The organism is Kribbella sandramycini (assembly GCF_013131805.1).
In the GTDB taxonomy this organism is placed as follows: domain Bacteria; phylum Actinomycetota; class Actinomycetes; order Propionibacteriales; family Kribbellaceae; genus Kribbella; species Kribbella sandramycini.
Genome location: NZ_JABJRC010000001.1, coordinates 363,061 through 382,268, shown reverse-complemented (window position 1 = coordinate 382,268; position 19,208 = coordinate 363,061). Strand labels below are relative to the sequence as shown.

Sequence of the window (19,208 nt, the reverse complement as noted above, 5' to 3'; positions counted from 1 at the left end):
TGTCAGCTGAGCCGTCGGACGACATACGTATTTTCGGCCGCGCTGACCAGCTCCTGCGCCCGCATCCGGCACCAGGCCGCGATATCCGTCGCAGCGGCCGGGTCGTCGGCCAGCACAGTGACGGTATCGCCGACTGCCACCGTCGGTAGCGCCTTGGCCAGTTTGATCACCGGGAGTGGGCACAGCAGCCCGCGGCAGTCCAGTTCGAGGTTCACATTCCCACCTCGGCCCGGATGCGCTGCACGATGCCGGGCAGCACGCTGCAGAACCGGTCGACCTCGGCGTACGTCGTCGTCCGGGCCAGCGAGATGCGGACGTTGCCGTGGGTGATCACGCCCATCGCGGCCAGCACGTGCGACGGGCGCAGCGTGCTCGAAGTACAGGCTGAGCCGCTGGAGACGGCGAATCCCTCGGCGTCCAGCGCGGTGACGAGCGCTTCGCCGTCCACATAGAGGCAGGAGAAGGTGAGGACGTGCGGGAGACAGTCCACCGGGTCGCCGACCACCTCGACGTCCGGAATGTCCGCAGCGACCCGGCGGCGTACTTCAGCGATCCAGGCCCGGTGCTGGGTGTTCAGCGCGCTCGCCTCGGACAGACGGGCCTGTAGCGCCGCAGCGGCGGCCAGCACGTTCGGTACGTCGGGGAACCCGGGGGAGAGCCCGTCCTCGCGCTCATCCATCGCCCAGTCCGGTGCGAACCGCGTGCCCTTCCGGACCGCCAGCAGCCCGACCCCGGCCGGCCCACCCCACTTGTGCGCGCTGGCCGTGAGTACAGACCAGCCTGCCGGTACGACGTCGTGGCCCAGCGCGGCAGCCGCGTCAACCAGCAGGGGAACGTCACCGCATGCCTCAGTTGCAGCCTCGATCGGCTGCCGCGTCCCCACCTCATGGTTAGCCGCCTGCAGCGCCGCCACCGCCACACCAGGCTGCCGGACCGCGGCCCGGAAGGCCTCCAGGTCGACCCGGCCACTCATGTCCACTCCGACCTCCACGGCGGCCGCACCGGCCGTGTGCAGCACGGCAGAGTGCTCGACCGCGCTGTGGACAACAGTGTCACCGACCCGCCGGCGAGCAGCCCGTACGGCGCTGAGCCCGGTGCGGATCGCCGCCGTCCCGGAGGTGGTCACGTAGAGCTCGTCCGGGCGGACGCCGACCCCCTCGGCCAGCACCGCGCGGGCGTTGTCCAGCAGCAGCCGGGCGGTCCGCCCCTCGTGGTGCAGCCGCACCGGATCGGCCCACCCGGAATCCACTGCCGAGAGCAACATTTCCCGCGCGGCGGGATGCAGGACCTCCGCCGACGCGGCATCCAGGTAGGCGCGTTCGTTCACACGGGAAACGCTAAGGCCTACCTATGCGCGGCGCGGCGAAAGGTGTCCAGTAGTGTTTGGTCGTCAGTCTCACTTGGGAAGGGAAAGGCGCCCCGTGGGTTCGAACGGCACGCCCGGAGTGAAGGAGCGCGCGGCAGGTTCTGCCGCCGCCACACGTCCGGCGAAACGACGGCTGCTGGCCGGCTCGGCGGTGGTGCTCGGCACCCTGCTGCTGACCGGTTGCTCGTCGGAGACCACTGAGCAGTGGAAACGCATCGGTCTGCCCGAGGGCGCATCGGACCGGACCGAGGCTGTCCGCAGCCTGTGGGTCGGCGCGTGGATCGCGGCCATGATCGTCGGTGTGGCGGTCTGGGCCCTGATCCTGTACGTCGTCGTCCGGTACCGGAAGCGGAACGAGGACGCGCCCAAGCAGGTGCGGTACAACCTGCCGCTCGAGGTGCTCTACACGCTGGCGCCGTTCGCGATCATCGGCGTGCTCTTCTTCTACACCGTCGAGCACGGCAACAAGATCACCGCGATGTCGGGCAACCCGACGCACACGGTGAACGTGGTCGGCCAGCAGTGGCAGTGGACCTTCAACTACAAGGACACCGTCGACGGCCACGAAGGCGTCTGGGAGACCGGCACGCTGGACAAGCCGGCCGAGCTGGTGCTCCCGGTCGGCGAGAAGATCCAGTTCGATCTGACCTCACCCGACGTCATCCACTCGTTCTGGGTGCCGGCGTTCTACTTCAAACTCGACGTGATCCCGGGCCGGACCAACAAGTTCGAGCTCACGCCGACCAAGACCGGCACGTTCGCCGGCAAGTGCGCCGAGCTCTGCGGGCTCTACCACAGCCGGATGATCTTCACCGTCCGCGTCGTCGAGCGCGCCGAGTACGACGCGCACCTCAAGGAGCTGGCCGCCAAGGGCCAGACCGGGGCCGCGACCGGCGGCGCCGACGCCACGACCATCCCGGGTCACGGCGAGAAGAAGGAAGGCGAGAAGTGACGGACTTCGCCGAGCGCAGCGGCGCTGTCGGCTCGACCGCCCTGCCGCGCCGCCGCAGCAAGGGCCAGATCGCGGTCAAGTGGCTCACCACGACCGACCACAAGCTGATCGGGCACATGTACCTGATCACCTCGTTCGCGTTCTTCCTGATCGGCGGTGTGATGGCGCTCGTCATCCGCGCCGAGCTGGCCAAGCCGGGCCTGCAGATCGTCAACGAAGAGGTCTACAACCAGCTCTTCACCATGCACGGCACGATCATGCTGTTGCTGTTCGCGACCCCGCTGTTCGTCGGGTTCGCGAACGAGATCATGCCGATCCAGATCGGCGCCCCTGACGTCGCCTTCCCGCGGCTCAACATGTTCAGCTTCTGGCTGTTCCTGTTCGGCGGCCTGATCACGATCAGCGGTTTCTTCACGCCGGGCGGTGCGGCCGACTTCGGCTGGTTCGCCTACGCCCCGCTGTCGAACGCCGTCCGCTCGCCAGGTATCGGCGGCGACCTGTGGATCATGGGTCTGTGGATGGCCGGTCTGGGCACCATCCTCGGCGCGGTGAACTTCGTCACCACGATCATCACCATGCGCGCGCCGGGGATGACGATGTTCCGGATGCCGATGTTCACCTGGAACATCCTGGTCACCTCGATCCTGGTGCTGATCGCGTTCCCGATCCTGGCCGGCGCGCTGCTGATGCTGGAGGCCGACCGGTTACTCGGGGCCCATGTCTTCGACGCCGCGAACGGCGGGCCGCTGCTGTGGCAGCACCTGTTCTGGTTCTTCGGCCATCCCGAGGTCTACATCATCGCGCTGCCGTTCTTCGGCATCATCACCGAGATCCTGCCGGTCTTCAGCCGGAAGCCGGTCTTCGGCTACATCGGCCTGGTCAGCGCGACCCTCGGCATCGCCGTCCTGTCGGTCGCGGTCTGGGCACACCACATGTTCGTCACCGGAGCGGTGAACCTGCCGTTCTTCTCGTTCATGACCTTCCTGATCGCGGTCCCGACCGGCGTGAAGTTCTTCAACTGGATCGGCACGATCTGGGGCGGGTCGGTGTCCTTCGACACCCCGATGCTGTGGTCGATCGGCTTCCTGACGACCTTCCTGTTCGGCGGTCTGACCGGCATCATCCTGGCCTCCCCGGCGCTGGACTACCAGCTGTCCGACTCGTACTTCGTGGTCGCGCACTTCCACTACGTCGTCTTCGGCACGGTCGTGTTCGCGATGTTCGCCGGGTTCTACTTCTGGTGGCCGAAGTTCACCGGCCGGATGCTCGACGAGCGGCTCGGCAAGTTGCACTTCTGGCTGCTGTTCATCGGCTTCCACACGACGTTCCTGGTGCAGCACTGGCTCGGCGTCGAGGGGATGCCGCGGCGCTACGCGTCGTACGGCGCCAACGAGGGCTTCACCACGCTGAACGAGGTCTCCAGCGTCGGCGCCTTCGTGCTGGGTATGTCGATGCTGCCGTTCTTCTACAACGTCTACAAGTCCCGCAAGGCGCCGCTGGTCGGCGTCGACGACCCGTGGGGCTGGGGCCGGTCGCTGGAGTGGGCGACCAGCTCGCCGCCACCGCGGCACAACTTCACCAAGCTGCCGCGGATCCGTTCGGAGAGCCCGGCGTTCGACCTGCACCACGCCGATATCGCCCTGGCCGAGTATCCGGCCAACGACGCGTCGGCCGACAACCTGCTGGACGCCGGTGAGGACGAGGGCCGGGTGGCGAACCTCAAGGAGAACCTCGCCAAGGGGACTCCGGACGGCACCGAGGGGAAGGACAAGGCGTGAAGATCGAAGCCTGGGTCTTCGGGATCCTGAGTGTGTTCGTCCTCGTCGTCACGCCGATCTACTGGCTGATGTCGGAGGACCCGACCGGCACCACCGCGCTGGTGATGACGTTCTTCCTGTCGCTGCTGGTCGCGTTCTACCTGACCATCACCGCCCGCCGGATGGACGAGCGTCCGGAGGACCGCAAGGACGCCGAGATCGCGGACGGCGCCGGTGAGCTCGGGTTCTTCCCGCCGCACTCGTGGTGGCCGCTGCACTGCGCGCTGACCCTGTCGGTCGTCGTCCTCGGCGTCGTCTTCGGCTGGTGGCTGTTCATCGCCGGCTGCGCGCTCGGGATCGTCACGCTGTCCGGGTTCATCTTCGAGTACTACCGCGGGGATCACGCCCACTAGTTGAACGCCGTACCGAAAGCGCCGTCCGGGAGCCAACCGGGCGGCGCTTTCGTGCGTCTCAGGAACGACGGGTTACGCTGGGCGGCGGTCTACAAGTGCAGGGGAGTACTGGGGAATGGTGAGCAGGAAGCACGGCCTGGCCGTGACGGGGATCTGCGTGATGCTGCTGGCCGGCACCGCGTGTAGTGACAGCGAGCCGGGTGCAGGCGGGCAGCCGTCGTCGAGCACCACGCAGAGTAGCGGCGGGTCGAGCTCGTCGGCGAACCCCAGCGAGTCCACGAAACCGTCCGAGAACCCGTCCGCGGCCAGTGTCGCGGTGGTCCCGGCCAAGGGCGCGACGTCCGTCCAGCCGGACAAGCCGGTCACGGTCACGAGCACCGGCGGCAAGCTGACGGCCGTGGCCGTGAAGAGCGCCGCGGGTGACGAGTTGGCGGGGGAGTTCAACGCCGACAAGACGGTCTGGACGTCGAAGCCCGAGTTGCGGCCGAACACGGCGTACACGGTCAGCGGCAGCGCCGAGGGCACGGACGGCGCGAGCGTGCCGATCAGCTCGACGTTCAAGACGCTCAAGGCGACCAAGAACCTGAAGGCCTCCGTCGTCCCGCTGAACGGTGAGACCGTCGGCGTCGCGCTGCCGATCCAGATCTACTGGAACAACCCGGTCAAGGACCGCGCCGCCGTCGAGAAGCGGCTGTCGATCAAGACGTCGGTCCCGGTCGAGGGCAGCTGGTACTGGCTGAACAGCAAGCAGGTGAACTACCGGCCGAAGGTCTACTGGCCGGCCGGCACCAAGGTGACGGTGAACATCGACACCGCCGGCGTGAACGCCGGGAACGGCACCTGGGGCGCGGCCAGCCGGGAGATCAAGTTCGCGATCGGCAAGTCGGTCGTCTCCAAGGTCGACATCAAGAAGCACACGATGACGGTCACGATCAACGGCAAGCTGGCCCGGACCATCCCGATCACCGCCGGCAAGTCCGGGTTCACCACCCGCAGTGGCACCAAGGTGATCATGGAGAAGTTCGCCACCAAGCGGATGGACGCCCGTACGGTCGGCATCCAGCCCGGCGACCCGGAGTACTACGACATCCACGACGTGAAGTGGGCTCAGCGGGTCACCAGCTCGGGCGAGTTCGTGCACGGCGCCCCCTGGTCCAGCGGAAGCCAAGGGTCGGCCAACGTCAGCCACGGCTGCGTCGGCATGAGCCTCGCCAACGGCCAGTGGTTCTTCAACCAGACCCTCCGCGGCGACCCCATCGTCGTCACCGGCTCCACCCGCTACATGCAGATGGGCAACGGCTGGGCCGACTGGAACGTCCCCTACGCCACCTACAAGAAGGGCTCAGCCCTCTCCTGACCGCCGGAGAGCCGCCACCCCTCACTGGTCTACACCTGAAGTCCTCAGCCCCGCAGAACGGAGCTGAGGACTTCGGCGTTTCCAGTGCTGGGCGGTGAGCGTTCCGAGCAGCGGCCCCCAGAGCGCCATCGGCGCGTAGGCAACCAGCTGGACGGTGGTTGCCGTGCCAGTGGTCATCTCGGCGTCGAACATCGCTCCGGTCAGCGCAGCCACCGGGACACCGACCGTCCAGATCGCTGTCAGCGCGGCCGCGCCCAGAGCGGCCGGTACGACGGCTGCAGCGCGGGGGACCAGCTCACCCCAGCGTTGGATCAGCCCGAACGCCAGCAACGCCAGCGCCTCACTCAGCACGCACAGGAACAGCAGGTACGCCGTTCCGTGCGCGGTGTCGAGCTCTGAGCGTCTGATCCAGCCCTCGTCGTACCCGACCGGGAAGCCGGCGATGATGCCGATCCGCCAGAGCGCGGACGGCAGTGTGCAGAGGGCGATCAGATGCGGCTCTGCACGCCCACCGCGGTACGCCGGGCACAGTCGCAGTCCAAGAGATTCTCATGACTCGACCGTCTCGCGGCTGGCGGACCGGCCCCAGGTGCCGATCGGCACATCTTTCAGCTTCGCTGCGCCCAGACCGCGGCTGCGATGCCGACCCGGTTCCGGACGCCGAGCTTGCGCTGAATGGCGGCCAGGTGGTTTTTCACCGTGCCGGGGGACAGGACGAGCTGTACGGCGATGTCGGCGTCCGTCCCGTTGTCGACGGCGTACTTGCGGGTGTTCGTCAGACACTCGGTCACCAGGCGCAGGGCAGCCACACTGGCCTCCAGAGACTCCAGCGACCGGACACCGGCCGTCTCAGCTTCTCCAGGTCCACAGCGCCGAGGTACCGGGCGGCCTGGATGCGGGCGACCAGCTCGGTCAGGTCGTGGGCCACGAAGTCATGCAGTTCGGCGGCCACGGCGAGCCGGCGGCGGTAGGTGTCGGCCTGTTGGGCGGCTGTGCGGGCTTGTGCGAGCGCGCGGAGGCCCCAGCCCAGGAGAGCGACCGCAGTACCCGCAGCTGCCCACAGAGCGACGGCCAGGGCCTTTCCGCCGGGGGAGAGGCCAGGCGTCTCGGCGTACCGCAGAACCAGGACGCCGAGCGCGACAACCAGCATCGGTGTGACCAGGAGCGCTCGCGCGGCCCAGCGGGCAACTGCGAACGCCAGAGCGAGCAGCACGAGCGGCTCCACGACGGCTGCGGCGTCCGGCCCGCCCGCTCGGGGCTCCAGCAGGAGGGTGGCTGTCAGCGACGCCAGAGCGGCTGCTGCGCCGACCGGCGCCAGCCAGGTCCGCGCGGTGGTCAGCACAGCACCAGATCCTAGGGGCAAACGAAAACGCCCCGGCTGTGGGAGCCGGGGCGTTTCGGGTGGACTGTCAGTGACGGTCCGGGGTGATCTCGTGGAAGTTGTCCGAGTCGGTCAACTCGTGGAGGTCGTCGTCGTGACCGTGGGAGTGGGCCTCCTCGATCTCGGCGGCGGTGGGCTTCTGGACCGCGTCCGCGTAGTAGAAGCGGCTGAGGCGGGCCCGGAGCTTGTTCAGGGCCCGGCGCGGGGCGCGGACGCCGTTGTCGTCGGTCTCGGGGCCGACCTCGTACGGGACGAGGCGGTCGCGGGCCGTGAGCTCGTAGGCCTCGTAGTTCGAGATCGGTGTGTGCTTCTCCGAGTACGAGCCGTCGGGGGAGCGCACGATGATGCCGGACTCGAGACCGTGCAGGAGCCGCTCGTTGTCGGCGCGCTGCAGCGAGATCGCGATCCGCCGGGTCACCCAGAAGGCGAGGACCGGACCGAGGAACACCGCGAACCGCAGGAACCAGGTGACGCTGTTGAGCGAGACGCCGAAGTGGGTCGCGATCAGGTCGTTACCGCCACCGATCCAGAGCAGGCCGTAGAACGTGATGAACGCGGCGCCGATACCGGTCCGGGTCGGCACGTTGCGCGGCCGGTCGAGCAGGTGGTGCTCCCGCTTGTCGCCGGTGATCCAGCCCTCGATGAACGGGTAGAGCGCGACGAGCGTGACGAACGCCGGTGGGATGATCAGCGCCGGTATCAGCAGGTTCCAGCTGAGTGTGACGCCCCAGAACTCCGACTCGAAGCCCGGCATGATGCGGACCGAGCCCTCCAGCCAGCCCATGTACCAGTCGGGCTGTGAGCCCGCGGTCACCTCGGCCGGGTTGTACGGGCCGTACAGCCAGACCGGGTTGATCTGGAGCAGCGCGCCCATCAGGGCGGTGATGCCGAAGACGACGAAGAAGAAGCCGCCGGCCTTGGCCATGTACACCGGCATCAGCGGGTAGCCGACGACGTTGTTGTTGGTCCGGCCGGGGCCGGGGTACTGCGTGTGCTTGTGGTACACGACCAGGAACAGGTGCACTGTGACGAGGGCCAGGATCAGGCCCGGGATCAGCAGCACGTGGACGGTGAAGAACCGGGACACGAAGTCGTCACCCGGGAACTCGCCGCCGAAGATGAAGAAGCTCATGTACGTGCCGACCACCGGTGAGGCCTGGATCATCCCCTGGGTGATTCTCAGTCCGGTACCCGACAGCAGGTCGTCCGGGAGGCCGTAGCCGATGAAGCCCTCGATGATGCCGAGGAACAGCATCCCGAAACCGATCACCCAGTTCAGCTCACGCGGCTTGCGGAACGCGCCGGTGAAGAAGATGCGCAGCAGGTGCACCATCATCGCGGCGATGAACAGGACGGCGGCCCAGTGGTGGATCTGCCGCATCAGCAGCCCGCCGCGGATGTCGAACGAGATGTCCAGCGTCGAGGCGTAGGCCTCGGACATGTGCAGACCCTTGAGCAGGCTGTACGAGCCCTGGTACTCGACCTCGGCCATCGACGGCTTGAACCACAGCGTCAGGAAGATGCCGGTCAGGATCAGGATGATGAAGCTGTACAGCGCGATCTCGCCGAGCATGAACGACCAGTGGTCCGGGAAGACCTTGCGCAGGTTCTTCCGGCCGAGCTTGCCGATGCCGAGCCGGTCGTCGACCCACTTGACCGGCGGCGGGAACTCCGCCGTCGCGGGCTTTTCTTTGGTGTCAGACACTGGATGTCACCCTCGTTCCCAGAAGCTCGGTCCGACCGGCTCGGTGAAGCCGCTTTGTGCGACCAGGTACCCCTCCGAGTCCACTGCCAACGGTAGCTGCGGCAGCGGGCGAGCGGCAGGGCCGAAGACGACCTTGGCGCTGTCGGCCAGGTCGAAGGTCGACTGGTGGCACGGGCAGAGCACGTGGTGCGTGGTCTGCTCGTACAGGGAGATCGGGCAACCGACATGGGTGCAGATCTTGGAGTAGCACAGGATGCCGTCGACACCCCAGTTCTCCCGGCCGGCCTGCGTGCGGATCTCGCTGGGCTTGATCCGGACGACGATCACCGCGGCCTTCGCCTTGGCGTTCTGGTACTCGACCGCGCTCTCCTCCTGCAGCGGAGCCAGGTTGGCCGGAGCGGCGTTGACGAGCTGGCCGACGATCAGGTCGGACGGCTTGATCGGGCGGTCGGTGACGTCGTTGACGACCCGGATGCCCTTGGCCCAGATGGTGTTGTAGAGCGCCCGGCCCGGCAGCGGGCCGAGGTCGCGCAGCAGGACGATCGCCGGCAGACCGAGCAGTCCCATCGCGCCCAGCAGCGAGCGGCGGATCAGCTTGCGCCGGGTGAACCCGGACTCCGCGACACCCTCCTGGAAGCCGCCGATGATGTCGGCCTTCTGCTCGGGCGACGAGTTGGCGTCGTGCCGGTACTCGACGACCTCGGTGTCGACCATCAGCTTCTTGGCCCACTGGATGGCGCCTGCCCCGATCAGGAACAGCGCCAGCCCCAGCGTGAGGCCGAGCGTCATGTTGTTCGCGTTACCGCTCAGCGGGCCGAACACGAGCGTGGCGTCCCGCGGGATCGCGAAGTACGCGACACAGGCGCCCAGCGAGAGCAGACCGGCCAGCGTGAACATCGTGGCCACCTGGCGCTCGACCCGGTCGGCCGCCTTCGGGTCGATGTCCTGGATCCGGTACTCGTGCGGCTCCAGACCCGGGTCCGCGATCGGCTCGGCCACCTCGACCGCGCCGTGGTCCCCGTCGTCCGCCTTCACCGGCAGATTCTTCTCACTCATTCGGCCTTCGCTCCCTTGGCCTTGACGCCCTTGGCGCCGATCCAGACCGCGACGCAGACCAGCAGGCCGATACCGACCAGCCAGCCCCACAGGCCCTCGGAGACCGGACCGAGCCGGCCGAGCCCGAAGCCGCCCGGGTCCTTCTGCTCCTGCAGAGCGTTCAGGTAGGCGATGATGTCGCGCTTGTCCTCAGGCTGCAGCACCTGGTCGGAGAACACCGGCATCTGCTGCGGACCGGTGAGCATGGCCTCGTAGATGTGCTTCGGGTCCACGTTCATCAGCGAGGGGGCGTAGCGGCCGTTCGGCAGCGCACCGCCCTTGCCGGCGAAGTTGTGGCACGCCGTGCAGTTCGTCCGGAACAGCTCGCCACCGCGGGTGACCTGCTCGTCGGTGGCCTTGCTGATGTCGTACGAGTCGGTCGCGGGGACCGCCGGGCCCGGGGCGAGCGAGGCGACGTACGCGGCCAGGGCCTCGATCTCCTCCGGCGTGTAGGCGACGGTCTTGCGCGGGATCTGCGCACCCGGCTGCATCGCGGGCATCCGGCCGGTGCCGACCTGGAAGTCGACGGCGGCCGCGCCGACGCCGATCAGCGACGGTCCGGCCAGGTCGCCCTCACCGTTGCCGCCGCCTTCGGCGTTCAGGCCGTGGCAGCTGGAGCAACCGACCGCGAAGAGCTTCTTGCCCTCCTCGATCTGCTGGGACTGAGCCGAGTTGTCGGCCACCGCGGCGCCGGGGGCGAAAGCGGCGTACGCCGAGCCCACAGCCAGGAGGCCGAACAGAAGCACGACGAGGCCGGCGGACCGGTGCCGTCGTCGCGCGGAGAGAAAGCGCGCCGGTGACAAGGAGGTTCTCTTCTCACTCATTTGAGCAGGTAGATGGTCGCGAACAGGGCGATCCAGACGACGTCGACGAAGTGCCAGTAGTACGACACGACGATCGCCGAGACGGCCTGTTCGTGGGTGAACTTACGGGCCATGTACGTCCTGGCCAGGACGTACACGAAGGCGATCAGGCCGCCGGTCACGTGCAGGCCGTGGAAGCCGGTGGTCAGGTAGAACACCGAGCCGTACGGCGAGGACGCGATCGTGACGCCCTCGTGGATCAGCGTGGCGTACTCCGTCACCTGGCCGGCGATGAAGACCGCGCCCATCAGGTACGTGAGGATGAACCACTCCCGCATCCCCCACTTGAGCACGTTCAGCGCCGAGCCGACCCGGCCGACCCGGCCGTGCTCGGCCGCGAACACGCCGAACTGACACGTCACGGACGACAGCACCAGGATCAGCGTGTTGGTGAGCGCGAACGGGATGTTCAGCATCTCCGTCGACGCCTGCCAGAGCGTCTCCGTCCCGGGCGCGGCGGCGGCGTTCGTCACCGACCGGATCGTGAAGTACGCCGCGAACAGGGCGGCGAAGAACATCAGTTCGCTCGAGAGCCAGACGATCGTGCCGACACTGACCATGTTGGGACGGTCGTGGTGTCCGTGTTCACGAGACGCTGGGAGCGCGGTTGCAGTGGCCACGCCGTCATTATGTCGGTCCGCCTCCCGAGCGCCACGACCACCCCCATGCATGTCGTGAACTACTGCTTTCTACTGTTGAAGCGTGCTTCCCCTTCACGCCGGGCCCGGTGACCAGATCGCGCCGTTCACGCCGCTACGGCTGCTGACCGGATGGTCGGTCGAGCCGCTGTTACTCGGTGTGATCGTGCTCATCGGCGCGATCTACCTGTACGGCGTCCGCAAACTCCGCAAACGGGGTGACAAGTGGTCCCGCGGCCGCACGTTCGCGTTCGTCGGCGGCGGCCTCGGGAGCGCGATCATCGCCACCCAGTCGGCGATCGGGGCGTACGACACGGTGCTGCTGAGCATTCACATGGCCCAGCACATGATCCTGTCGATGCTCACGCCGCTGATGATGGCGCTCGGCGCGCCGGTCACGCTGGCCCTGCGCACACTGCCGCAGCGGCCGCGGAAATGGTTGCTCTCCGTGTTGCATTCGCGGTTCGCGCGGGTGCTGTGCTTCCCGCTGATCGGCTTCACGCTGTTCGTCCTGAGCCCCTGGGCGCTCTACTTCAGCGGCTTCTACGACGCCACGCTGCGCTCCGCGCTGCTGCACGACCTGCTGCACCTGCACTTCATCCTGGTCGGATCGCTGTTCTTCTGGCCGCTGCTCGGCCTGGACCCGGTGCCGGGGAAGGTGATCTACCCGTTCCGGCTCATCATGACGTTCCTCACGTTGCCGTTCCACGCGTTCCTCGGGATCACGATCATGTCCTCCACCACGCTGATCGCCGAGGACTGGTACACCAGCTTCGAACGCTCCTGGCCGCCGTCGCCGCTGCACGACCAGTACATCGCCGGCGGGCTGCTCTGGGGCTCCGGCGACATCGTCGGGCTGGTGTTCTTCGCCGTCCTGTTCGTGCAGTGGGTGCGGGATTCGCAGCGCGAGGCCCGGCGCGAAGATCGCCGCCTGGACCGGTTGGAGGAGCAGGCGCGGCGCGCCGAGCAGTCGCCCCGGTAACATCTGCGGTGTCCAGTCATTTCCGCACTGAGTTTGGGATGGATCGATGAGTCTGAAGGTGCTGGTCTACAGCGACGACCGTACGACGCGGGAGTCCGTCCGGCTGGCCCTGGGCAAGCGGCCCGCGGCCGACCTGCCCGAGCTCGAGTACGTCGAGTGCGCCACCGAGCCGGCCGTGATCAAGACCATGGACAAGGGCGGCATCGACCTGGCCATCCTGGACGGCGAGGCCGTTCCGGCCGGCGGGATGGGGATCGCCCGGCAGCTGAAGGACGAGATCTTCCAGTGCCCGCCGATCCTGGTCATCACCGGCCGTCCGCAGGACGCCTGGCTGGCGACCTGGTCGCGCGCCGAGGCCGCGGTCTCGCACCCGATCGACCCGATCCGGCTCGCCGAGGTGACCGCCGCCGTACTGCGCGAGCGGATCGCCAAGCTGCCCGCCGCCACCTCCTGACGCAGGTGGCCGCCTACACCTGGCCGCAGATCCTCAACCCGCTGCTGCGGCGCGAGGACCTGGAGGCCGCCGCGACCGCGTGGGCGATGGAGCAGATCCTGTCCGGCGCGGCCTCCCCGGCGCAGCTGGCCGGGTTCGTGGTCGCGCTGCGCGCCAAGGGTGAGACCGTCACCGAGGTCGAGGGCCTGGTCGCGACGATGCGTGACTTCGCCACCCGGATCACCGTCCCCGGCCGGACGCTCGACGTCGTCGGCACCGGCGGTGACCAGGCCCACACTGTGAACATCAGCACGATGTCGGCGATCGTCGCGGCGGGTGCTGGGGCGAAGGTCGTCAAACACGGCAACCGGGCGGCGTCGTCCGCGTGCGGCGCGGCCGATGTGCTGGCCGAGCTGGGCATCCCGCTCGACCTGACCGCGGCGCAGGTCGCCGAGGTGGGGGAGCGGGCCGGCATCACGTTCTGTTTCGCGCCCGCGTTCCACCCGGCGCTGCGGCACGCCGCCGTCCCACGCCGCGAGCTCGGGGTGCCGACGACGTTCAACTTCCTCGGCCCGCTGGCGAACCCGGGCGACCCGTCCGCCCAGGCGGTCGGCGTCGGCGACGCGCGCGTGGCCGGGCTGATGGCCGGCGTCCTGGCGCGGCGCGGGATCGACGCGCTGGTCTTCCACGGCGACGACGGCCTCGACGAGCTGACGACGCGGACGACGTCCCAGGTCTGGGTCGTCGGCGGGGGCGCAGTCGAAGGGCCCTACACAGTGGACCCGCGGGAGCTCGGCATCGAGCCGGTGTCCGCGGAGGCGCTGCGGGGTGGGGATGCGGTGTACAACGCCAAGGTGGTGCGGGCGTTGCTGGACGGCGAGCCGGGCGCTGTGCGCGACGTCGTCGTCCTGAATGCGGGGGCGGCGCTGGCTGCTTACCACCCGGTCGAGGGGCCGATCACCGAGCGGATTCGCGCGGGGATGTCGCAGGCTGCCGAAGCATTGGACTCCGGGGCGGCGCGGGACGTGCTCGACCGGTGGATCGCTGCCGCTTCGCAGGTTCGGCAGGCGTAGGCCGACCAACCTCTTCGGGGGCGCAGGTCGCACGCTCGACGCCCACCACCGGGTTCGTGTTACCGGGTGGTGGGCGTCGGCGTGTTCAGCGGTTGATCTTGATCTGGCTCACCTTGGTGCGCCAGACCTGGGTCCACTCCGGAGTGCTGCCGGCCATGTCGCCGATCGAGACCGCGATCGTGCCGTCGCCGCGGTCGATGACGGCGATCAGCACGGTGGAGAACGTCTCCTTGAGCTTCGGCGCGCTGACCGCGACCCGGGTGGTGATCTCGTGGCCCGGGTGGCCGTCGACGGTGATCGCCTTGTGCGTCGTCCCCGAGAGTTTCGGGGCGTCGCCGTACAGCCCGATCAGCGCCCGCGAGCCGGCCTGCGTCGCGGCCGCCTTCAGCCCGGCCGGCGTCCGCGCCACCTTCACCTCGGGCGCCAGCTGACCGAACGCGACGTAGTTGCCCCAGTCGGCTGCGCCGTTGTAGTTCTCGTGCACGTCGAGCCAGATCGCGGCGCCGCCGTACAGGCTCGTCCGCTCGCCGGTGTTCCCCCAGGCCGAGCCCATGATCGGCATCGTGTCGTTGTTGGCGGCAACAATCTGCGCCCCCAGCACCCGCCCCCGCGGCGGCGGCGTCTCCGAAGGCTTCACCGACGGATCCACCGTCTTCAGCCCCACCGGCGGCCCCGACGGCAACGCCACCGGCGCCACCGCATCCGCCCGAGTCCAGATCCACCCCACACTCAACCCAGTAACCGCCAGCGCCACCAGAACCAGCACCAGCACCCCCACCACCCGAGCGCGCCGCTCCCCACCACCCCGCCCAGCCACCAACCCATACCCCTCAGCCTCAGCCACCACACCCGCCTCCCGCCAACCCAACCCACCCGACACCTGCCCACGCACAGGCACTCCACCACCGCCCGCCGCACCACCCACCACCGACTCACCTACAACCGGCCGCCCACCACCCTGCGCCCGCCCACGCACAGGCAGCCCACCACCAGATGCGTCACCTGGCACCTGCCCGCCGGCCGTCGCCTGACCGCCTGGCGCCTGCCCGTGCTGAGGCTGTCCACCTCCGGACGCCGCGCCACCTGGTACCGGCGCACCCGGCTGCTCACCAGTCAACGCCTGACGACCCGGCGCCTGCCCGACCGGAGGCAAGCCACGACCCGGCACCAGCCCACCAACCGGAGCCTGCCCGGCTACATGCGGTGGTCCAGCAGCAGGCGGTCCACCAGGAGCCGCCTGGCCGGCCACCGGCTGCCTGCCAACCGGCGGCCCACCAGTTGCAGGACCACCGACCGGCGGCCCGTACGGCATCTGCGGCCCAACCTCACCCGCCTGCGCCACCCACGACGGCCGCCCACCCTGCACGACCCCGCCGCTCGCAGGTTGAGTGCCAGGGCGCGGGGTGTGCGACGGTGCCGCCGCAGGCCGACTGACTTGCGGCGCCTGCCCGCCTTGCGGCTGACCGTGCGGGGCAGCACCGTGCGGTGGCTGGGCGCCGGGGGGTGCTGCACCGGGCCGGCTGGCCTGCGGCTGTCCGCTCTGTCGGGGAGCGCTGTGTGGCGGCTGGACGCCTGGGGGTGCTGCCTGTGGTGCTGGACCGGGCGGACTGACCTGCGGCGGTGCCGCACCAGGCCGACTGGCATGTGGTGGCTGCCCGCCTTGCGGCTGACTGTGTGGGGGAGCGCTGTGTGGCGGCTGGGTGCCTGAGGGTGCTGCCTGTGGTGCTGCACTGGGCGGACTGACCCGTGACTGTCCGCTCTGCGGGGCAGCGCTGGGCGGCGGCTGGGTTCCTGGGGGTGCTGCCTGTGGCCGTCCCGCGCCAGGTGAACCGACCGATGGCAGTCCGCTCTGGTGGCCTTGCGGGTGCGGTGGTGCTGCACCGGGTCGGCTGGGCTGCGGTTGTCCGCTCTGCGGGGGAACTCGGTGTGTCGGTCGGGGACCGGGGGATGCGGCCTGGGGCCGTCCCGCGCCGGATGCATCGGCCGGTGGAATGACCGCACCCTGCGGGGTGCCGCCGTGGGGTTGTTGCGTGCTGCGGGGTGCGGCTTGCAGCGGTGCCGCGCCAGGTCGGCTGGTCGGTGGTGGCTGGTTGTGCGGGGGAACACCGTGCGCCTGCTGGGCGTGCGGGGGTGCGGTTTGTGGGGGTACGGCGCCAGGTTGGCCGGGTTGCGGCGGCTGCGTGCCTCGCGGCTGGTTGTGTGGGGGTACGCCGTGCGGGTGCTGGGGGGCGGCGGGAGCGGACTGCGGTTGGAGCGGGCTGTCTGCTGGTGGGCGGGGGGCTCTTGGGGGTGGCGGGGGCGGTGGGGCGGGGGCTGGGGATTGGCCGCCCAGGACGTCGGTGAGGGGTTCTTCGCCGGGGGAGGGGATGGCGGCGGACCAGTAGTCGGCGCCGGAGGGGGTGGCGGGAGGGGGCGGGAGGGCAGGCGCGAGGGGGTCGGCCGGGGGTGTGGGCGCGACGGGGTCGGCGGGGGTGGTGGCTTGGGGGGTGGGGGCGGGGCGGCGGTGGGGGGTTACGGGGGGTGGGGCGGCGTGGCGGCCGGTGCGGCGTGGGGGCGGGGTCTGGGTGGTGTCGTCGTCAGCCAACGGTGAGTCCCTGGTAGGCCTTGGTCTCGGCCGCCTTCAGGTCCGGCCGGGTGGTGGGGATGTCGCTGATGTAGGCGACGGCGGTGCCGTCGCCTAGGTCGAAGACGGCGACGGTGAGGGTGAGGGTGCGGGCCTTGATCTTGGGTGAGGTCGCGGTGACGGTCTGCTGGACGAACCAGCCGGACTTGCCGGACCGCTCGACGGCGGCGTTCGGCCCGGCCTTGAAGGTCACGCCGATATCGCCGTACAGGCTCGCGCCGACCTGCTTCGCGAGCTGCAGCGCGGTCGCCTTCGGGTCGCCGCCGAAACCGGAACTGTTGCCGAGGGCACCGACGAAGATATCGGCGTTCCAGTCGTTGCGGCCGTCGAAGTCCTGCTGCAGGAGGACGTACTGGCCGCTGGAGTTCAGCAGTTGCGGGACGAGGCGCTTGCGGTCCGACCAGCCGCCGGCCTGGCGCGGGAACGAGATCGCGTCGGCGGAGATCCGCTCGCCCTCGTGCAGTTTCGGGTTCTTCGACTGGCCGGGCTTGGTGTCACCGGACGGCTGGTTCGTCGGCTGGGTGGTCGGATCGCCCGGCCCGGCCTGCTTGTCGTCACCCGAGCCCTTGATCAGGAACACCGCGGCCACGATCAGCATCACCACGGCGATCGCCCCGCCGATCATCAGCGGCAGCTTCGCACCCGAGCCGCCGCCACCGCCGCCGGACGGCTTCTTCTTCACACCCCCGCGTTGCCCACCGCCGCTCGCCGAAACCGCCGGCCCGGCACCCCACCCAACACCCTTCGACTCAACCGCAGCCGAGCCTCCGCTCTTGGCCTCCGCGCCCCAAGCCTGCTGCGCTCCGCCCCACGGCCCGCCCTGCTCGGACGCCGGCGCCTGCTCCGGCCCGCCACCCCAAGGCCCGCCCTGCTGTCCCTCCACAGCAGTCTGACCCCACGGACCGGAGTCCCCCTGCTGTCCGGTGTCCCACCCACTACCGCCCTGCTGACTCGCACCCCACTGGGTGGCGGTGTCATCGGGCTGTGCACCCCAGGGCGTCGTCCCGGACGCCTGGGAGGTGCTGCTGTCAGACGACGCAGCACTCGCGCCGGCCTGCTGCGTGCTGTCCGGCTGTGCACCCCAGGGCGCACCACCCTCAGCCGCCTGCGAGGTGTTGTCAGACTGCACCCCCCAGGACGTCGTGCCGGTCGCCTGGGAGGTGTTGTCTGGCGTGGTGCCCCAGGACGTCGTGCTGTCAGGGGACTGCGAGGGGTCGGGCTGCGTGCCGTCGGTGGTGTCCGGCTGCGGGCCCCACCCGTCGGCTGTTGGGGGAGTGGCGCTGGCTGCGACGCCCCAGGTCTGCTGGCTCGGCGTCTGCTGCAGCTCCGGGTCCACACCCCAGGCGGACTGGACCTGCGTCGGCTCGTCGTCGGGCGTGTCGACCGGAGCGGGCTGCGGTTTGCGCGCCGGGTTTGGCGTCTCGGTCCAGCTCACCGCGGACCAGCCCTGCCCGTCGTCGGCAGTCGGCTCCGGCGTCACCGACGCTGTGCTCACCTCAGCCGGCTTCGCCGACTCACCACCCCAAGTCGGGGCCTCCTGTGTCGGCTCCGGTTCGACACCCCAGCCGACAGTCGCAGTCGGCTCCGCAGCCCCGGCGTCGTCACCAGTCTCGACACCCCAGCTGCCCGCCGCGCTCACCGCAGCCGAGTCATCACCAGTCTCATCCGCGGACGCCGGAGCCGGCGCCAGCCGCAGCTTCCAACCACCCGCCGGAGTTTCAGCAACCTCCGGTGACACCTCATCCGGCGTCGGCTCATCCACCCCCGGCTCCGGCAGCGGACGCTGCGTCCAGTGCTCCGGCGGCGCAGTCGCCAGCTCCGGTGCACCCCACGTCGCCCGAGCCCGCTCGAACGGCGTCATCCCGTCGTCCGCAGCGCCGTCGTCCGCACCGCCCGCCGGTACGTCGTCGCCGTTCGCCACCGCAGTCAGCCGCGGCCCGCTCTCCGCCGGCTCCGGCGACGTCCACCAGCCGCTGCCCGCCGAACCGCCGCCACCGGACGCCGTGGCGCCCCACACCGGCGCCTGGACCTCCGTGACCTCGGTCGACTCCACCGGAGCAGCAGGCTCCTCGGCAGCGCCCTCCTGGTCGGTGCGGTTGGTCCACTGCTTCCCGTTCCACCAGCGAATGGTGTCGGGCTGTCCGGTGGGATCCGGATACCAGCCAGCGGGAGGATTGCTCATGCGTTCACCGTAACTTCAGCTCGTGTCAGCGCGGGCCGGGAAATCACCTCAGACGCCGTCCTCCTGGCCCAGGCTGAACGCGGCCTCCAGGTCGTGCGACGAGTAGGCGCGGAAGGCGATGTGCGTCTCGGTGCTGAGGACGCCGGGGACCCGGTTCAGGTGATCGGGGATCACGGTCGCGAGATCGTCGTGCCGGGCGACCCGGATCATCGCGATCAGGTCGAGCCCGCCGGTCACGGAGTACACCTCGCTGACACCCTCGATCGCCGCCACCTGCTCGGCGACCTCCGGGATGCGCGCGACGTCGGCCTTGATGAACACGATCGCGGTGACCATGTCGTCCTCTCCCTCGAATCAGACTTCGACCCGCCGAAGCATAGTTGGCGGC

At 69.5% G+C, this 19,208-nt stretch carries 19 protein-coding genes; 7 read left to right on the top strand and 12 right to left on the bottom strand.

Features of this window, described 5'->3' with window-relative positions; all coding sequences use genetic code 11:
* Positions 1–2: 2 nt before the first annotated feature.
* Both HPO96_RS37815 and HPO96_RS01645 read right to left on the bottom strand, forming a co-directional pair.
* On the bottom strand, positions 3–215 hold the full coding sequence (locus HPO96_RS37815) for a sulfurtransferase TusA family protein (RefSeq protein ID WP_171670372.1): 213 nt from the start codon (positions 213–215) through the stop codon (positions 3–5).
* Positions 212–1,327 (bottom strand): cysteine desulfurase family protein, encoded by a 1,116-nt coding sequence (locus HPO96_RS01645; RefSeq protein WP_337796465.1) that lies wholly within the window; start codon positions 1,325–1,327, stop codon positions 212–214. Before HPO96_RS01645 ends, HPO96_RS37815 begins: the two co-directional genes overlap by 4 nt.
* Positions 1,328–1,421: 94 nt before the next feature.
* Between HPO96_RS01645 and ctaC the strand changes: the two genes are divergently transcribed.
* The 4 genes from ctaC to HPO96_RS01625 all read left to right on the top strand — a co-directional run bounded on the left by ctaC (position 1,422) and on the right by HPO96_RS01625 (position 5,845).
* The gene (ctaC, locus tag HPO96_RS01640; RefSeq protein WP_171670370.1) at positions 1,422–2,318 is read left to right on the top strand and encodes an aa3-type cytochrome oxidase subunit II; all 897 of its coding nucleotides are present in this window, start codon (positions 1,422–1,424) and stop codon (positions 2,316–2,318) included.
* 41 nt (positions 2,319–2,359) lie between these two features.
* A complete protein-coding gene (gene ctaD / locus HPO96_RS01635; protein WP_202885593.1) occupies positions 2,360–4,096 on the top strand; it encodes an aa3-type cytochrome oxidase subunit I in 1,737 nt (578 codons plus the stop codon).
* Positions 4,093–4,488: an aa3-type cytochrome oxidase subunit IV gene (locus HPO96_RS01630; protein WP_171670367.1), complete on the top strand. Its 396-nt coding sequence runs from the start codon at positions 4,093–4,095 to the stop codon at positions 4,486–4,488. Before ctaD ends, HPO96_RS01630 begins: the two co-directional genes overlap by 4 nt.
* 118 nt (positions 4,489–4,606) lie before the next feature.
* The gene (locus HPO96_RS01625) at positions 4,607–5,845 is read left to right on the top strand and encodes a L,D-transpeptidase (protein ID WP_337796464.1); all 1,239 of its coding nucleotides are present in this window, start codon (positions 4,607–4,609) and stop codon (positions 5,843–5,845) included.
* A gap of 21 nt (positions 5,846–5,866) precedes the next feature.
* On the opposite strand, the gene HPO96_RS01620 is transcribed toward HPO96_RS01625, so the two are convergent.
* From HPO96_RS01620 to ctaE, 7 genes are all read right to left on the bottom strand, one after another.
* Positions 5,867–6,196 carry a hypothetical protein gene (locus tag HPO96_RS01620; RefSeq protein WP_171670365.1) on the bottom strand — a complete coding sequence of 110 codons (330 nt, stop codon included), beginning with the start codon at positions 6,194–6,196 and terminating at the stop codon, positions 5,867–5,869.
* A 257-nt stretch (positions 6,197–6,453) separates the two neighbouring features.
* Entirely contained in the window at positions 6,454–6,654 is a 201-nt protein-coding gene (locus tag HPO96_RS01615; RefSeq protein WP_238358334.1) for a LuxR C-terminal-related transcriptional regulator, read from the bottom strand.
* The gene (locus HPO96_RS01610; RefSeq protein ID WP_171670364.1) at positions 6,633–7,187 is read right to left on the bottom strand and encodes a histidine kinase; all 555 of its coding nucleotides are present in this window, start codon (positions 7,185–7,187) and stop codon (positions 6,633–6,635) included. The genes HPO96_RS01615 and HPO96_RS01610 overlap by 22 nt, the downstream gene beginning before the upstream one ends.
* A gap of 67 nt (positions 7,188–7,254) precedes the next feature.
* Positions 7,255–8,931: a cytochrome bc1 complex cytochrome b subunit gene (gene qcrB / locus HPO96_RS01605; RefSeq protein WP_171670362.1), complete on the bottom strand. Its 1,677-nt coding sequence runs from the start codon at positions 8,929–8,931 to the stop codon at positions 7,255–7,257.
* A gap of 6 nt (positions 8,932–8,937) precedes the next feature.
* Complete coding sequence (qcrA, locus tag HPO96_RS01600; RefSeq protein WP_171670361.1) at positions 8,938–9,987, bottom strand: cytochrome bc1 complex Rieske iron-sulfur subunit; 1,050 nt, start codon at positions 9,985–9,987, stop codon at positions 8,938–8,940.
* On the bottom strand, positions 9,984–10,850 hold the full coding sequence (gene qcrC, locus HPO96_RS01595; RefSeq protein ID WP_171670359.1) for a cytochrome bc1 complex diheme cytochrome c subunit: 867 nt from the start codon (positions 10,848–10,850) through the stop codon (positions 9,984–9,986). The genes qcrA and qcrC overlap by 4 nt, the downstream gene beginning before the upstream one ends.
* Complete coding sequence (gene ctaE / locus HPO96_RS01590) at positions 10,847–11,560, bottom strand: aa3-type cytochrome oxidase subunit III (protein ID WP_202885459.1); 714 nt, start codon at positions 11,558–11,560, stop codon at positions 10,847–10,849. Before ctaE ends, qcrC begins: the two co-directional genes overlap by 4 nt.
* Before the next feature lie 31 nt (positions 11,561–11,591).
* Here ctaE and HPO96_RS01585 point away from each other — a divergent pair, with 31 nt between their 5' ends.
* Genes HPO96_RS01585 through trpD form a run of 3 tightly spaced genes read left to right on the top strand, consistent with a single transcriptional unit; the run spans position 11,592 to position 14,015 of the window.
* Positions 11,592–12,509: a cytochrome c oxidase assembly protein gene (locus HPO96_RS01585; RefSeq protein ID WP_171670356.1), complete on the top strand. Its 918-nt coding sequence runs from the start codon at positions 11,592–11,594 to the stop codon at positions 12,507–12,509.
* A 46-nt stretch (positions 12,510–12,555) separates the two neighbouring features.
* The gene (locus HPO96_RS01580; RefSeq protein ID WP_171670354.1) at positions 12,556–12,963 is read left to right on the top strand and encodes an Rv3143 family two-component system response regulator; all 408 of its coding nucleotides are present in this window, start codon (positions 12,556–12,558) and stop codon (positions 12,961–12,963) included.
* A 5-nt stretch (positions 12,964–12,968) separates the two neighbouring features.
* The gene (trpD, locus tag HPO96_RS01575; RefSeq protein WP_337796463.1) at positions 12,969–14,015 is read left to right on the top strand and encodes an anthranilate phosphoribosyltransferase; all 1,047 of its coding nucleotides are present in this window, start codon (positions 12,969–12,971) and stop codon (positions 14,013–14,015) included.
* 85 nt (positions 14,016–14,100) lie between these two features.
* Here the strand turns inward: trpD and HPO96_RS01570 are convergent, their stop codons facing one another.
* The 3 genes from HPO96_RS01570 to HPO96_RS01560 all read right to left on the bottom strand — a co-directional run bounded on the left by HPO96_RS01570 (position 14,101) and on the right by HPO96_RS01560 (position 19,156).
* Positions 14,101–14,859, bottom strand: coding sequence for a hypothetical protein (locus tag HPO96_RS01570; protein ID WP_337796462.1), 759 nt, complete (start codon positions 14,857–14,859; stop codon positions 14,101–14,103).
* 1,732 nt (positions 14,860–16,591) lie between these two features.
* The gene (locus HPO96_RS01565; protein ID WP_171670353.1) at positions 16,592–18,820 is read right to left on the bottom strand and encodes a DUF2510 domain-containing protein; all 2,229 of its coding nucleotides are present in this window, start codon (positions 18,818–18,820) and stop codon (positions 16,592–16,594) included.
* A gap of 48 nt (positions 18,821–18,868) precedes the next feature.
* Complete coding sequence (locus HPO96_RS01560) at positions 18,869–19,156, bottom strand: Lrp/AsnC family transcriptional regulator (RefSeq protein WP_171670351.1); 288 nt, start codon at positions 19,154–19,156, stop codon at positions 18,869–18,871.
* Positions 19,157–19,208 lie beyond the last annotated feature (52 nt).

Excerpts from the sequence above, each read along its gene's own strand:
- qcrA (WP_171670361.1), bottom strand. The coding sequence starts at position 9,987 with ATGAGTGAGAAGAATCTGCCGGTGAAGGCGGACGACGGGGACCACGGC.
- qcrC (WP_171670359.1), bottom strand. The coding sequence starts at position 10,850 with ATGAGTGAGAAGAGAACCTCCTTGTCACCGGCGCGCTTTCTCTCCGCG.
- ctaE (WP_202885459.1), bottom strand. The coding sequence starts at position 11,560 with ATGCATGGGGGTGGTCGTGGCGCTCGGGAGGCGGACCGACATAATGAC.
- HPO96_RS01580 (WP_171670354.1), top strand. The coding sequence starts at position 12,556 with ATGAGTCTGAAGGTGCTGGTCTACAGCGACGACCGTACGACGCGGGAG.
- HPO96_RS01565 (WP_171670353.1), bottom strand. The coding sequence starts at position 18,820 with ATGAGCAATCCTCCCGCTGGCTGGTATCCGGATCCCACCGGACAGCCC.
- HPO96_RS01560 (WP_171670351.1), bottom strand. The coding sequence starts at position 19,156 with ATGGTCACCGCGATCGTGTTCATCAAGGCCGACGTCGCGCGCATCCCG.